Origin of the sequence: Mesorhizobium sp. M0227, from assembly GCF_040321855.1 — a bacterium.
GTDB lineage: Bacteria > Pseudomonadota > Alphaproteobacteria > Rhizobiales > Rhizobiaceae > Mesorhizobium.
The window spans coordinates 88,611-103,673 of sequence record NZ_JAMYSJ010000016.1; the positions used below are offsets into that span (position 1 = coordinate 88,611).

Below are 15,063 nucleotides of genomic sequence, written 5' to 3' on the forward strand. Positions count from 1 at the left end.
AGATGCCAGCATCGCGATTGATAATTCTGAGCGTGGCGGTGGCCGCGGCGGGTGGCGCTGGCTATGTCGCGAAGAACATGGTGGCACCGCCGCCCCAGGTCGTCGTCGATTCCGGCCCCCAAGCCCCGGCAGTGGCACTCCAGGATGTGCTTGTGCTTTCAGGCGACGTTCCGATGGGCAGCCCGATCCAAAACAACATCGCCTGGCAATCCTGGCCCGCCGACGGCGTCAACGCGAATTTCATCACCCGCACCGCCGAGCCCGAGGCGCTGGACAAGCTGAAGAGTTCCGTTGCCCGTGTGGCAATGTATGCCGGAGAACCCCTGCGGCGCTCCAAGCTGATCGGCGAGGGGCAGAGCTTCATGTCGTCGATCCTGCCTTCCGGCATGCGGGCGGTCGCCACGGCCATCTCGGCCGATACGTCGGCCGGCGGCTTCATTCTTCCCAACGATTTCGTCGACGTCATCATGACCCGCAGGGCCGATGCCGCCAGCGGCGCCGCCGGCTTCAACACCGAGACCATCCTCAAGAACATCCGCGTCCTGGCCATCGATCAGACCATTCAGGAGGACGAGGAAGGCAAGAAGACCAGGGTGGGTCAGACCGCCACGCTGGAACTGACGCCCAAGCAGGCGGAGATCATCACCGTCGCCCAACAGATGGCGGATCGCCTGACCCTGGCGCTACGGGCAGTCGCGGACGCGCAGGAAAAGAATCTGGGTGAGGCCGACTATCTCGTTTCCGGCAATGGCCGCAGGGGAACGGTGAGGCTGATCAAGTCGGGCGAAGTTTCCGAAGTAGGGGCAAGGAAATGAGGCTAAGCGGTAAACTGCCGGCAATCGTAGCCGCGGCATTCGGCCTGCTGCTCGTCGGAACGAATGTGCAAGGCAGCGTTGTCGAGGCAAAGAACGCGCAGGTCACGGCATCGACGGCCACCCAGCGCGTCAAACTCGGCCTCAACAAGTCGGTGGTCATCGACCTGCCGAGCGATGCCTACGACATTCTCGTCGCCAACCCGGCGGTGGCCGATGCGGTGACCCGCACCGCAAGGCGCATCTATCTGTTCGGCAAGGCGGTCGGCGAGACGAACATCTTTGTCTTCGGTCCGAATGGCGAGCAGATCGTCAGTCTTGACCTGGCCGTCGAACGCGACGTTGCCGGCCTTGAGGATTATATCAGGCGCTTCCTGCCGACGTCGGCCATCAAGGTGGAACTGCTGAACGACAACGTCGTTCTGACCGGAACGGTCGACACGCCGCTGGACGCAAAGCGCGCGGTCGACCTGGCGACGATCTTCGTTTCGGGTGGTGAAGCGACGACGGGACAGTATTCGCAGACCGCCGCCGGCGGTTCAGCTCAAAGCGGTGTCGACATCAACAATCCGGACCAGGAACGCCGCACCAGCAAGATCGTCAACCTGCTGCAGATCATTGGCGACGACCAGGTTACGCTGAAGGTCACGGTCGCCGAAGTCAGCCGCTCCGTGATGAAGCAGCTCGGCGTCAACATGGTCGGCAGCGGCAGCTCCAACGGCATTTCTTACAGCGCGGCAAGTTCGCCTGCTTTCGGGTTGGGCAAGCCGATTGCGGCTAGTTCCGGTTTGTTGCTGGGAGACGGGATCGGAAACGGCCTCCAGGCCTACATCAATGCCATGGAGCAAAGCGGCGTGATGAAGACGCTGGCCGAGCCGACCCTCACCGCCGTGTCGGGCGAGAAGGCAACGTTCAAGGTCGGCGGCGAGTACAATCTGGCCACCGGTCGCTCGAGCAATGTCTCGACCGACAATCAGACCGGCCTGACGACATATTCATTTGAAAAGATCGAATACGGCATTGGCCTCGAGTTCCAGCCGGTCGTGTTGTCGGCGGGGCGCATAAGCCTCAAGGTCAGAACCTCCGTATCGGAGCCGACCACGGATGGTGCGCCGACCCTCGAAGGTTCGGGCACTCAACCCGGTATGACGATATTGTCCATCCGCAAAAGGCTTGCCGATACCACTGTCGAATTGCCTTCGGGCGGGTCGATGATGATCGCGGGTCTCGTTCGCGACGACGTTCGCCAGGCTATCTCGGGCCTGCCTGGCCTAGCCAAGATCCCGGTGCTCGGCTCGCTCTTCCGCAGCAGGGACTTCGTCCGCAACGAGACCGAGCTCGTCATCATCATAACGCCCTATCTGGTGAAGCCGGTGGCCCGCAACGACCTTGCCAAGCCGGATGACAATTTCAACGCCGCCAGCGATGGCGCCGGCATGTTCCTTGGCCGCGTCAATCGCGTCTACGGCACCATGCAGACAGACAAGCCAAACGGCCGCTACCACGGCGTTGTCGGCTTCATCTACAAGTGAGCGGGGAAGCGGACATGTCTCAGTCAGCATTGAAGGCAAGCACCATCGCGGCAGCGATGCGCTTTGGCCGCTCGCGGGTCTGCCGGGGAGCCGTTCCTGTCCTGGCGGTTGCGGTGGCGGCTCTGCTGGCCGGCTGCGCCCAGCGCGACAGCATCACGGTCGGCGCCATTCCGGACGATTACCGCACCAACCATCCGATCGTGATCGCCGAGAAGAATCAAAAGATCGACCTCCCGGTTGGTGCCGGTGACCGCGGCATGACCGGCTCTCAGCGCGATACACTTCTTGGCTTCCTCGATGGCTATGACAGAAGTGCCGCCCCGACGCTGACGATCCAGGTCCCGAGCGGATCGGCCAATGAGGTCGCCGCGACCGCGGCGGCCCGTGATTTCGCCCGGCTCGCGATCGCCAGCGGCGTCAAGCGCAACCGGCTTGTCGTCACCTCTTACCAGGCCGCCTCGAGCGAGATATCCTCGCCGGTCCGCGTCGCTTATGTTGCGGTGAGGGCGCAGACCGACAAATGCGGACGCTGGCCAGCCGACCTCGTCGATACGTCGGAGAATAAGCACTATGCCGACTTCGGCTGCTCCTATCAGAACAATCTTGCCGCCCAGATGGCCAACCCGGCCGATCTGCTCGGCCCGCGCAAGCCGTCCACAATCGATGCTGAAAATCGCGGCGCGGTGATCGATGTCTACCGTGCAAGAGGCATTTCGGATGAGTTCCTGGGCAATTCGGAAGTAGACTACTAAGCCGCCAGTCTCGGATAGAACAGGCCACGGGAAAGAGCATGACGATGAGCAACCTTGCCTATGACGCCCCGATGGACGGCAGCGATACCTCGCAGCAGGACATCGCCGCGATGCAGGCGTTGCGGCCGATCCCGCGCATCTCGATCCAGGCATTCTGCGAGACCGAGGGTGTCGCCAACCCGGTCGAGCGCGCCGGCGAGGACCGCCGTATGACAAAGGCGCATCTCAAGGTGCATATGGGCGGCGTCCCCACTGCCATTGAATTCTACCAATCGGCGCCGACGCCCAACCTGATCCTGCTGGAATCGCGCAGCGAGCCCAAGCAATTGCTGGAACAACTCGCCCAGCTTTCGGAATATTGCGATCCGACGTCGAAGGTGGTGGTGATCGGTCACTACAATGATGTCGGTCTCTACCGCGAGCTCATCCGCAACGGCATTTCCGAATATGTGATCGCGCCGGTCTCGATGGCCGACATCGTCAGCGTGGTGTCGTCGATTTTTATCGATCCGGAAGCCGAGCCGCTCGGCCGCTCGATCGCCTTCGTCGGCGCCAAGGGCGGTGTCGGCTCTTCGACGATCGCCCACAATGTGGCTTGGGCGATGTCCTCCCTGTTCAAATCCGAAGTGGTCGTCGCTGATCTCGATCTGGCTTTCGGCACCGCCAACATGAATTTCGACCAGGATCCGGCGCAAGGCATCGCCGAAGCGGTGTTTTCGCCGGAGCGCATCGATGAAGTCTATCTTGACCGGCTGCTGACCCAGTGCGCCGAGCATCTGTCGCTGCTGGCAGCACCTTCGACGCTCGAACGGGTCTATGATTTCGATCCCGAGGCCTTCGTTCAGCTCATCGACACCGCCCAGCGCAGCGTGCCGCTTCTGGTGCTAGACGTCCCCCATGCCTGGACGGGCTGGACCAAGAACACCCTGGTCAAGGCCGACGAGATCGTCATCACTGCGACACCGGAACTTGCCAATCTGCGCAACACCAAGAACCTCGTCGATATGCTCAAGCGGCTTCGTCCCAATGATCCGCCGCCCAAGCTGATCATCAACCAGGCAGGCGTGCCGAAGCGCCCGGAGATTTCGCCGTCCGATTTCGCCGAGCCGCTCGGCCTGTCGCCGATGTCGGTCATTGCTTTTGATCCGTTGCTGTTCGGCAATGCCGCCAACAACGGACGCATGCTTGGCGAAATGGATGCCAAGAACCCGGTTGTCGCGATGATCAACGAAATGGCGCATGTGCTGACCGGGCGCAGCGAAATCAAGATCAAGAAGAAGGCCGGGCTCGGCAGCCTGCTCGGCAAGCTCTCGCGCAACAAGAAGTGACGCTTCAGCAGTGGAATCGGTAGTCGATCATGTTTGGTAAAAGAGGCAGCGACGACGGCAACCGGTTCACGCCGGAATTTCGCCAGCCAGCACCGGCGCCTGTTGCGCCGCCGGCTGCAGGTTCCATGGACACGGCGGTTCTGACCCGGCCCGCGGCGGCGCCAAGCGCGCCTGTCGCGCCGCCGGCGCGCCGTGCGGTCGAGGCACCGCCATTGGCGCCTGAGCCGAAGCGGGCACAGCGCGAAAAGAGCGAAACTTATTACGATACCAAGAGCCAGGTCTTCTCCGCGCTCATCGACACCATCGATCTGTCGCAGCTTTCCAAGCTTGATCCTGAAAGCGCGCGCGAGGAAATCCGCGATATCGTCAACGACATCATCGCGATCAAGAACTTCGCAATGACGATCGCCGAGCAGGAAGAGCTGCTCGAGGACATCTGCAACGACGTGCTCGGTTATGGGCCGCTCGAGCCGCTGCTCGCCCGCGACGACATCGCAGACATCATGGTCAACGGCTCCAGGAACGTCTACATCGAAGTCAACGGCAAGGTCGAACAGACCGGCATCCGCTTTCGTGACAACCAGCAGCTCCTCAACATCTGCCAGCGCATCGTCAGCCAGGTTGGCCGCCGCGTCGACGAATCCAGCCCGATCTGCGACGCGCGCCTTCCCGACGGCTCCCGCGTCAACGTCATCGCGCCGCCGCTCTCCATCGACGGTGCCACGCTCACCATCCGTAAATTCAAGAAGGACAAGCTGACGCTCGATCAACTGGTCAAGTTCGGCGCCATCTCGCCGCAGGGCGCCGAAGTTCTCAAGATCATCAGTCGTGTTCGCTGCAACATCGTGATCTCGGGCGGCACCGGTTCGGGCAAGACCACGCTGCTCAATTGCCTGACCAACTATATCGACCGCGAGGAGCGCGTCATCACCTGCGAAGACTCGGCCGAGCTGCAATTGCAGCAGCCGCATGTGGTACGCCTCGAAACCCGCCCGCCCAATTTGGAGGGCGAGGGTGAGGTGACGATGCGCGACCTGGTCAAGAACTGCCTCCGCATGCGTCCCGAGCGCATCATCGTCGGCGAAGTGCGCGGACCCGAAGTGTTCGATCTTCTGCAGGCGATGAACACCGGCCATGACGGCTCGATGGGCACGATCCACTCGAACAGCCCGCGCGAATGCCTGAACCGCATAGAATCCATGATTGCCATGGGCGGTTATTCGCTGCCGCAGAAGACAGTGCGCGAAATCGTCGTCGGCTCCATCGACGTGATCATCCAGGCGGCGCGCCTGCGCGACGGATCGCGCCGCATCACCCACATCACCGAGGTGATCGGGATGGAAGGCGACGTCATCATCACGCAGGATATCGTCCTCTACAACATCAAGGGTGAGGACGCCAACGGCCGGCTGTTGGGTGAGCACGTATCGACCGGCATAGGCCGTCCGCATTTCTGGGAGCGCGCACGTTATTACGGCGAGGAGCAGCGTCTCGCCATTGCGCTCGAGGCGATGGAGAAACGCGCTGACTGACGTGTGCTGGGGTGTAAGGGTTCGGGCCAATGTTTGGAATTGACGGCACAGTACTGGCGTTTGTCGTGCTCGCCGGCTTCAGCGCCGGCGCCGTCGCTTATGCATTTCTGTTCACCCGGATCAGCAACGAGAAACAGGTCGGCAAGCGGCTCGAAACGATCAGGACCGCCGAGACGGATCGCTCCGTGGTCAAGGCCTCGCGCGACCGCGTGGCGGAAGCCACCAAGCGGCGCAAATCGGTTCAGGATTCTCTCAACGAACTCGACGCCAAGCAGAAAACCAAGGACAGCCGCGTCAAGAAACCGCCGCTGAAAGCCCAGCTTCGTCAGGCCGACCTCAAGACCACCATCGAGCGTTTCTATATATATTCCGCAATATGCGGCATCGTTTTGACGATGGTCGCCTTTGTGGCCGGAGCCCCGCTGATCGCCTTGCCGGGCGTGCTGCTGGCCGGGGGGCTGGGCCTGCCGCGCTGGTTCGTCACGTTTCGTCGCGCCCGCCGGGTCAAGGCATTCCTCAACGAATTTCCAAATGCGCTCGACATCATCGTGCGTGCGGTCAAATCCGGCCTGCCGCTGAACGACGCCGTGCGCCTGATCGCCAACGAATCGCCCGAACCCGTGAAGACCGAGTTTCGCCGCATCGTCGATTCACAGCAGATGGGCCTCTCTATCCCCGACGCGACCTTGCGCATGCCCGAAACCATGCCTTGCACCGAGGCAAGCTTCTTCGGCATCGTTATCCAGATTCAATCGCAGGCCGGCGGCAATCTCTCCGAGGCGCTGGGCAATCTTTCGCGCGTGCTTCGCGATCGCAAGAAGATGAAAGCCAAGGTCGCGGCGCTGTCGATGGAAGCGAAGGCGTCCGCCGCGATCATCGGTGCGCTGCCCTTCATCGTCGCCTTTCTCGTCTACCTGTCGAGCCCGGCCTACCTGATGCCGCTGTTCAACACCAGCGTCGGAAACCTGATCCTTGGTTGCTCTGCGGTCTGGATGTCGATCGGCATCCTGGTGATGCGCAAGATGATGAACTTCGAAGTCTAGGATGCTGGCATGACCGAGCAAGTCATCAAGACCCTGACGGATCCGAGCTTCCTGATCGCGATGCTGGTCGCGATAGCGGTGTTTGCGACCGTCCTCACCTTGCTGCCGGCGTTTGGCGGAAACCAGCTCAAGTCACGCATGAAATCCGTTGCGCTGGAACGCGACGAACTGCGTGCGCAACAGCGCGCCCGGCTTGCGGTCGAGGCCGACCGCCGTCGCAAGGGCTTGCGCGAGGAACAGTCGATAGGCATGCGCAACATTGTCGACCGGCTGGATCTGAGACGCGCGCTCGCCGATGAGAGCACATTGCAGAAACTCAAGGTGGCCGGTTTTCGTGGACAGAATCCGCTGACGCGGTTCCTTTTCTTCCGTCTCGTGCTTCCTTTTGTCGGTTTCGCGCTGGCCGCAATCTACATCTTCGTGCTCGGAGGGCTGCCCGACAAGCCACTGGTCATCAGGCTGTTCGTCTGCGTCCTCGTTGCTTACGGCGGCTTCTACGCACCGGTCATCTACGTCAACAACCGCGCCACCAAGCGCAAGCAGTCGATCCAGATGGCATGGCCGGATGGGCTCGATCTGATGCTGATCTGCGTCGAATCGGGCATGTCGGTGGAAGCGGCACTGCGCAAGGTCGCCGACGAGATCGGTGCGCAATCGGTGGCGCTGGCAGAAGAATTCATCCTCACCAACGCCGAGCTTTCCTATCTGCCGGAGCGCAAGCAGGCCTACGAGAACCTGGCAAGCCGCACCGGCCTGGATTCGGTCAAGTCGGTGTCGCAGGCGCTCGTCCAGGCCGAGCGTTACGGCACGCCGGTGGCGCATGCACTGCGCGTGCTTGCCGCCGAAAGCCGCGACATGCGCATGAATGCGGCCGAGAAGAAGGCGGCCGCCCTGCCGCCAAAACTTACCGTGCCGATGATCCTGTTTTTCCTGCCGGTGCTCTTCGCCATCATTTTGGGTCCCGCCGGCATTCAGGTCAGCCAACGCGGTATCTTCGGCGATCATGCGGCGCCGGCAACAAACGCCCAGTAGCGGCGAGGTAAATTCCTGCATTCCCTCAAACGAAGAAGCCGCGCATGCAGCGCGGCTTCTTCGTTGGGCATCGGGATTGTGGTCTCAGTTGGTCGCGGATTTCGGCTTGTCCTGGTCCTTGAGCTGGCTCCAGGCATTCTGCTGGGCCAACATCTGCCTGAGATAGGCGACGTTTGCCTGCGCCTGTTCGGGCGAGAGCTCCTGCGAGGCGATCTTCTCGGCCTCGTCGAACCGGCCTTGCAGGCCGACGACCAGTGCCAGGTTCTGGCGGACGCGGCTGTCCGCATTCGGCTGCTGCGCGGCCGAGCGCATATAGGTTTCGGCGGTGCGCAGGTCACCTTCCAGCACATACGACATGCCAAGATTGGAGAGCACGGAAGGCTCGTTCGGCTTGAGGTCGAGCGCCTTGCGGTAAAGCTGGCGTGCATCGTCCTTCTGGCCAGTCTGGTCGAGAATGGCCGCTTCGGCCGACACCAGCTTCCAGTCGGGATATTCCGGTGTTTGAGCGCGGCGCACGGCGTCGAGCGCCGCCTCGAACTGGCCATTGGCGGCCAGCGCCTTGCCATAGGAGGCAAGCACGTCACGATCCTTGGGCAAAGCGATGGCGAGCTTGCGCATCACGGCGAGCGACTGATCGGCGTCGCCATCCATCTGCAATGCCGCCGCATAATTCGTCGCGATCCGCTTGTCGTTGGGGTTCTTCGCGTAGGATTGGCCGAGTGCGCCGGTGGCATTGTGCAGTTCCCCGGCCGACATGCTTTCCAGCGGTTTGCCGCCGGTGCGTGCGATAGAGCCGGTGGAGAGCTTGTCGGTTCCGCAACCGGCGACGCCCGCCGCCAGCGCCAGCACAAGGGCCGTGATGATGAGCCGTTTTCCCCTGGCATCGATCCTGCGGTTGGTCGGCATGGCCACCTAAGCCTCCATTCATGCGCGGCCATTGCGTGGCCGTCTTCCCTCCCGCAGAAATATTCTGTTAACCCTAACGGACGGTTAAGAATGGCGACTCACACGGAGAACATCGCATGCCTGTCGAACTCGTCGGGAAGACATTGCCGGGCGCGCTGCCGGTCCATCTGATCGCCAGGGACGGTCTGGACGCGGCCGGCCTTGCGCCGGCCGCTGTCGCCTGGGCCAGGGCCAACGGCTTTTCCGGCGAGGCAGGCAGGACGCTGGTCGTGCCCGGCGAAAACGGGGCGCTCGGCGGCGCCTTGTTCGGCGTCGGCGATGGCGAGGGCGCGCTCGCCCTCGGCGCACTGTCGAAGGCCTTGCCGGAAGGCGACTGGCATTTCGCCTCGGCGCCGGTCGAGCCCGAACTCGCGGCCACCGCACTGGTGCTCGGCGGCTATGTCTTCACCCGTTACGGCAAGAAGTCAGGCAGGGCGCTGCGCTTCGGCCTGCCGGCAGGCGTCGATGCCGGGCGCGTTCGCCGCATTGCCGATGGCGTCTTCCTGACACGCGATCTGGTCAACACGCCGACCAGCGATATGGGCCCGGAAGATTTGGAGGAGGCGGTGCGGACCCTGGCTGCCAGGCACAAGGCCGAAGTCTCGGTGGTCAAGGGTGACGATCTCCTCGACCGGAATTTCCCGATGATCCATGCTGTCGGCCGTGCGTCGGCCGGCGCGCCGCGCCTTATCGATATGCAGTGGGGGCAGCAAGGGGCGCCGAAGGTAACGCTGGTCGGCAAGGGCGTCTGCTTCGACACGGGCGGTCTCGACATCAAGCCATCGTCCGGCATGCTGCTGATGAAAAAGGACATGGGCGGTGCCGCCAATGTCCTTGGCCTTGCCTCGATGATCATGGCTGCCGGGCTGAATGTGCGGCTGCGCGTGCTCATTCCCGCGGTCGAAAATTCGATCGCCGGCAACGCCTTCCGGCCTGGCGACGTGCTGGTGAGCCGCAAGGGCATCACTGTCGAGATCGGCAACACGGATGCCGAGGGACGGCTGGTGCTGGCCGATGCGCTGGCGCTGGCCGACGAGGAGGAGCCGCAGCTTCTGGTCGACATGGCGACGCTGACCGGGGCTGCCCGTGTCGCGCTCGGCCCCGATCTGCCGCCGTTCTACACCGGCGACGAAATGCTGGCATCCGATCTTGCGGCGGCTTCCGTCGCGGTCGAGGATCCGCTGTGGCGCATGCCGCTGTGGCAGCCATACGATGCAAAATTGTCGTCGAAGATCGCCGACATCAACAATGTCACCCCGGATGGTTTCGCCGGCTCGATCACCGCGGCGCTGTTCCTCAAGCGCTTCGTCGAAAAAACCGCGGGCTGGGCGCATTTCGACATCTTCGCCTGGAACCCGGCTGACCGTCCGCATGGCCCCGCCGGCGGTGAGGCACAAGGCATCCGCGCGCTGGAGCGGATCATCGCGAAACGCTACGGCTGACGGTTGCAGGCGAGAGACGGCAATCGCTTTGACTGAAACGGAACCGAAACAATTTGCCGTCATGCTGGCGCGATGTCGATTGCGATGCGCCCGAGCCAGGCCTTGCGACTGTGGCAGCAGGTGATGCTGTCGCAGGTGCGCGACGACGCGCCCGATCTGACCATGCGCCAGACGGCAATCCTGTTCACCATCTATCTCGATCCGCCGCCGCACACCGTGCGCGGGCTCGCCGCGCGCCTCAATGTCACCAAGCCCGTGATCACCCGCGCGCTCGACACGATGGGCGCTTTGAAACTCGTCTCGCGCCATCGCGACGAACTCGACAAGCGCAATGTTCTGATCAGGCGCACGGTCGAGGGCGCGCTCTTTGTCGAGCGCTTCGGCGATGGTATCATCGCCAAGGCGCTCGAACTGCCGATGTGAGCGAATTACCTTTTCAACAGAGTGCTCGATTTGACCGCCAGGGATGCCCGCCTTCACGCTTTTCGCTCCGATCTCGCCGATGCAAGGCTGAAGGGCGAGGTCGCCGCCGACCGCTTCGTCGCCGGCCGGCCGGCGCGGGTCATCGCGTCAGTGGCCGATATGCGCAAGGCGCCGCGGCCTGATGCCGGCGTCAACACGCAAGCGCTGTTCGGCGACGATGTCCTGGTCTTCGATGTCGCTGAAGGCTGGGCCTGGGTCCAGGCCGAACGCGACGGCTATGTCGGCTATGTCGCCGACACGATGCTCGGGGGCCGGGATCACGCGGCCACTCACATCGTCTGCGTGCCGCGCACCTTCCTTTACCCCGGGCCGGATCTGCGCTTTCCGATCGCCGGACAATTGTCGATGGGATCGACGGTGACAGTGACGGAGGCCGCCGAGACGCGCGGTACGCATTATGCGGTCCTGCCTTCCGGCGAGGCGCTGATCGCAGGTCACCTGCGGCCGCTCAGTGAAGCTGGCTCCGACTATGTCGCGGTTGCCGAGGCGTTTCTCGGCACGCCCTATCTCTGGGGTGGCACTTCCGGGTTCGGCATCGACTGTTCGGGCCTAGTGCAACTGGCGATGCGCATGGCCGGCAGCGACGTGCTGCGCGATTCGGACATGCAGGCGGCGACACTTGGCGAGCCGCTCGAACCGGGACCTGATTTCTCAGGCTTGCGACGCGGCGATCTGGTGTTCTGGAAGGGCCATGTCGCCGTCATGACGGATGCCGACACGATGATCCACGCCAATGGCCACACCATGCTGGTGTCGCACGAGGGATTGAAAGACGCCGTCGCGCGCATCGGCTATCTCTATGGCAGCCCGACAGGGTTTCGGCGGCCTTAGGGAAGAACGATCCCCTTTTGTTCCGATTCTTCTTGGCGATTAGCCGCCGTCGCGCTACCTCTGGCGGGTGACAGAGCAGCCGCGCCTTGCCGAACAGAATGCCGCCGTGGCCCTGCCCGAACCATTCATCAGATGGTTTGGCGAGAAAGGCTGGTCGCCGCGCGCCCATCAGATCGAACTTCTGGCAAAAGCCCAGGCCGGGCAATCAGTCCTGCTGATTGCGCCGACCGGTGCCGGCAAGACGCTGGCCGGGTTCCTGCCTTCGCTCACCGAACTGGCCAACCGGCCCAAGAGAAAGCCGGGCCAGGCGCGCCGCGGTATCCACACGCTCTACATCTCACCGCTGAAGGCACTGGCCGTTGACATCGAGCGCAATCTCGGCAAGCCGGTGGAGGAAATCGGCCTGCCCGTCACCATCGAGACGCGCACCGGAGATACGCCGGCGCACAAGCGCCAGCGCCAGAAGCTGGTGCCGCCCGATATCCTGCTGACCACGCCCGAGCAACTGGCGCTGCTGATAGCGGCAGGCGATGCAAAACGTTTCTTCGAGGATCTGCGCTACGTCGTGCTCGACGAACTGCACTCGCTGGTGACGTCGAAACGCGGGCATCTGCTGGCGCTCGGTCTGGCGCGGTTGCGCAGCTTTGTCCCCGGTCTGCAGACGATCGGCCTGTCGGCGACTGTGGCCGAACCGGACGAGTTGCGGCGCTGGCTGGTCAGCCAGAATCCGCCCAAGGGTTCGACAGGCCATGACATGGCCGAACTGATCGTCGTCACCGGGGGCGCGAAACCGGAGATTTCCATCCTCGATTCCGAAGAGCGAGTGCCATGGGCGGGACATTCGGCGCGTTACGCCACGCCGGAAATCTATCGCGAGATCAAGCGCCACAAGACGACCCTGCTGTTCGTCAACACGCGCAGCCAGGCGGAGCTGCTGTTCCAGGAATTGTGGCGGGTCAACGAGGATACGTTGCCGATCGCGCTGCACCACGGTTCGCTCGACGTCGCCCAGCGCCGGCGCGTCGAAAAGGCGATGGGGGAAAACGCACTGCGTGCCATCGTCGCCACCTCGACGCTCGACCTCGGCATCGACTGGGGCGATGTCGATCTGGTCGTGCATGTCGGCGCGCCGAAGGGGGCGAGCCGGCTGGCGCAGCGCATCGGCCGCGCCAATCACCGCATGGACGAGCCGTCCAAGGCGATCCTCATCCCGGCCAACCGCTTTGAGGTGCTGGAATGCCGGGCCGCCCTCGATGCCAACTATCTAGGCGCGCAGGACACGCCTCCCTTGATCGATGGCGGGCTCGATGTACTGGCCCAGCATGTGCTCGGCTGCGCCTGCGGCGCGCCGTTCCGTGCCGATGATCTGTTCGAGGAAGTGCGAACGGCAGCACCCTATGTCAGCCTCGACCGGCCGACTTTCGACCGCGTCATCGACTTCGTCGCCACCGGCGGCTATGCGCTCAAGAATTACGAACGCTACGCCCGCATACGCCTGAACAAGGATAGGTTCTGGCGGGTGTCCAATCCTCGTATTGCCCAGCAATACAGGTTGAATGTCGGCACCATCATCGAGGTGCCGGCGCTTAACGTGCGCTATGTGCAAGCAGGCAGCAAGGGCGCGGCTTCGCGTGGCGGCCGGGTTCTCGGCAAGATCGAGGAGGCCTTCCTCGAAACGTTGACGCATGGCGACACCTTCATGTTCGCCGGCAAGGTGCTGCGCTTCGAAGGCATCCGCGAGAATGAATGCTTCGTGTCGAACGCGCCCGGCAGCGATGCCAAGGTGCCTTACTATGGCGGCGGCAAGTTCCCGCTTTCCACTTATCTCGCCGAACAGGTCCGCATCATGCTGGACGACCCGCAGCGATGGAAGAAGCTGCCCGAGCAGGTCGCCGACTGGCTGCGATTCCAGGCCGACAAATCGGTGCTGCCCAAACGCGATGACCTGCTGATCGAGACCTTTCCGCGCGGCAACCGCCACTATCTGGTGGCTTACCCGTTCGAGGGCAGGCTGGCGCACCAGACGCTCGGCATGCTGCTCACCCGCCGCCTCGACAGGGCAGGAGCCAGGCCGCTCGGCTTTGTCGCCACCGATTATGCGCTGGCGATATGGTCATTGGGCGACATGGGCGCGATGTTCAAAGCCAGGAAGCCTTCGCTTGGCGCGCTTTTCGACCAGGATATGCTGGGCGATGACCTCGAAGCCTGGCTGGCCGATAGCTGGCTTCTCAAGCGCACTTTCCGCAATTGTGCACTGATTTCGGGATTGATCGAGAAACGCCACCCCGGCCAGGAAAAGAGCGGCCGCCAGGTCACGGTCTCGACCGACCTGATCTACGATGTGCTGCGCAGCCATGAACCGGACCACATTCTGCTGCAGGCAACACGCGCCGACGCAGCGACCGGTCTGCTCGATGTCAGCAGACTTGCCGACATGCTCTCGCGCATCCAGGGTCGAATCGTGCATAAGGCACTCGAACAGATATCGCCGCTCGCTGTGCCGATCATGCTCGAGATCGGCAAGATGCCGGTCCATGGCGAAGCCGATGAAACGCTTTTGATGGATGCGGCGACATTGGTCGAGGAGGCCATGGGGCCGGGAATGAGTGTGGAATGAATTTTTCGCTGGCGCGCACATCGCTGATCGCCGAGGCCGATCTCGTCGGCATCGCCGGCGAGCGCGCTGTCTGCGACCCGCGCGGCGTGCTCTATTTTCCGGATCTGCGGCTTCTGGCCGTGTCCGATCTGCATCTGGAAAAGGGTTCGTCGCTGGCACGCCGCGGCACGCTGATTCCGCCCTACGACACCGGCGCGACCTTGTTGCGGCTTCAGGCGGTGATATCAGACTACCAGCCGTCGATCGTCATCAGCCTAGGCGACAGCTTTCACGATGGCGGCGGCGCCCAGCGTATGCATGCAAGCTTCCGCGAGCGGCTGGAAGCGCTGATATCAGGCCGGCAATGGTTCTGGGTTGCCGGCAATCATGATCCGGAAGCGCCAGCCGATTTGCCTGGCGAGACGGTGCGTGAACTTGCTATAGGCTCGCTGCTGTTCCGGCATGAGCCGTCGAAGCAGCGTGTCGAAGGCGAAATAGCGGGCCATCTGCACCCCTGCGCCCGTATAGTCCAGCAGGGCCGCTCGGTGCGGCGCCGCTGCTTTGCCGGCGACGGCGGCCGCATGATCATGCCGGCCTTCGGCGCCTATACCGGCTCGCTCAACGTGCTCGACCGCGCCTATGCCGGGCTGTTCCGGCTGGACACGCTGATGGCTTATATGCTGGGCGCCCAACGCATCTTTGCCATTTCCGGCTCGATGCTGCGGCCGGGCTAAA

General features: G+C 63.0%; 13 protein-coding genes. 12 read left to right on the forward strand and 1 reads right to left on the reverse strand.

The genetic code is table 11. The features are described 5' to 3' along the window. Positions 1-2: 2 nt before the first annotated feature. Genes cpaB through NKJ00_RS21430 form a run of 7 tightly spaced genes read left to right on the forward strand, consistent with a single transcriptional unit; the run spans position 3 to position 8,031 of the window. The gene (gene cpaB, locus NKJ00_RS21400; RefSeq protein WP_352610745.1) at positions 3-815 is read left to right on the forward strand and encodes a Flp pilus assembly protein CpaB; all 813 of its coding nucleotides are present in this window, start codon (positions 3-5) and stop codon (positions 813-815) included. Then, the gene (locus NKJ00_RS21405; protein WP_128304342.1) at positions 812-2,344 is read left to right on the forward strand and encodes a type II and III secretion system protein family protein; all 1,533 of its coding nucleotides are present in this window, start codon (positions 812-814) and stop codon (positions 2,342-2,344) included. The genes cpaB and NKJ00_RS21405 overlap by 4 nt, the downstream gene beginning before the upstream one ends. 14 nt (positions 2,345-2,358) lie before the next feature. Continuing rightward, positions 2,359-3,096, forward strand: a complete 738-nt coding sequence (locus tag NKJ00_RS21410) for a CpaD family pilus assembly protein (RefSeq protein ID WP_352439646.1) — start codon at positions 2,359-2,361, stop codon at positions 3,094-3,096. A gap of 38 nt (positions 3,097-3,134) precedes the next feature. After that, on the forward strand, positions 3,135-4,424 hold the full coding sequence (locus NKJ00_RS21415) for a CpaE/TadZ family protein (RefSeq protein WP_352631059.1): 1,290 nt from the start codon (positions 3,135-3,137) through the stop codon (positions 4,422-4,424). Between the two features lie 29 nt (positions 4,425-4,453). Then, complete coding sequence (locus tag NKJ00_RS21420; RefSeq protein ID WP_352439645.1) at positions 4,454-5,956, forward strand: TadA family conjugal transfer-associated ATPase; 1,503 nt, start codon at positions 4,454-4,456, stop codon at positions 5,954-5,956. A gap of 29 nt (positions 5,957-5,985) precedes the next feature. Next, positions 5,986-6,999 (forward strand): type II secretion system F family protein, encoded by a 1,014-nt coding sequence (locus tag NKJ00_RS21425; protein WP_128304345.1) that lies wholly within the window; start codon positions 5,986-5,988, stop codon positions 6,997-6,999. Positions 7,000-7,008: 9 nt separating this feature from the next. After that, entirely contained in the window at positions 7,009-8,031 is a 1,023-nt protein-coding gene (locus tag NKJ00_RS21430) for a type II secretion system F family protein (protein WP_023811371.1), read from the forward strand. 84 nt (positions 8,032-8,115) lie between these two features. On the opposite strand, the gene NKJ00_RS21435 is transcribed toward NKJ00_RS21430, so the two are convergent. Continuing rightward, positions 8,116-8,937, reverse strand: coding sequence for a tetratricopeptide repeat protein (locus NKJ00_RS21435; RefSeq protein WP_352631082.1), 822 nt, complete (start codon positions 8,935-8,937; stop codon positions 8,116-8,118). Positions 8,938-9,053: 116 nt separating this feature from the next. Between NKJ00_RS21435 and NKJ00_RS21440 the strand changes: the two genes are divergently transcribed. From NKJ00_RS21440 to pdeM, 5 genes are all read left to right on the forward strand, one after another. Continuing rightward, positions 9,054-10,418 carry a leucyl aminopeptidase family protein gene (locus NKJ00_RS21440; RefSeq protein WP_352631061.1) on the forward strand — a complete coding sequence of 455 codons (1,365 nt, stop codon included), beginning with the start codon at positions 9,054-9,056 and terminating at the stop codon, positions 10,416-10,418. 72 nt (positions 10,419-10,490) lie between these two features. Beyond that, a complete protein-coding gene (locus NKJ00_RS21445) occupies positions 10,491-10,841 on the forward strand; it encodes a MarR family winged helix-turn-helix transcriptional regulator (RefSeq protein WP_013533675.1) in 351 nt (116 codons plus the stop codon). A 30-nt stretch (positions 10,842-10,871) separates the two neighbouring features. Next, complete coding sequence (locus NKJ00_RS21450; RefSeq protein ID WP_352631063.1) at positions 10,872-11,732, forward strand: C40 family peptidase; 861 nt, start codon at positions 10,872-10,874, stop codon at positions 11,730-11,732. A 67-nt stretch (positions 11,733-11,799) separates the two neighbouring features. Then, positions 11,800-14,349, forward strand: a complete 2,550-nt coding sequence (locus NKJ00_RS21455; RefSeq protein ID WP_352631065.1) for a ligase-associated DNA damage response DEXH box helicase — start codon at positions 11,800-11,802, stop codon at positions 14,347-14,349. Continuing rightward, positions 14,346-15,062 (forward strand): ligase-associated DNA damage response endonuclease PdeM, encoded by a 717-nt coding sequence (gene pdeM / locus NKJ00_RS21460; RefSeq protein ID WP_352554706.1) that lies wholly within the window; start codon positions 14,346-14,348, stop codon positions 15,060-15,062. The genes NKJ00_RS21455 and pdeM overlap by 4 nt, the downstream gene beginning before the upstream one ends. Position 15,063 lies beyond the last annotated feature (1 nt).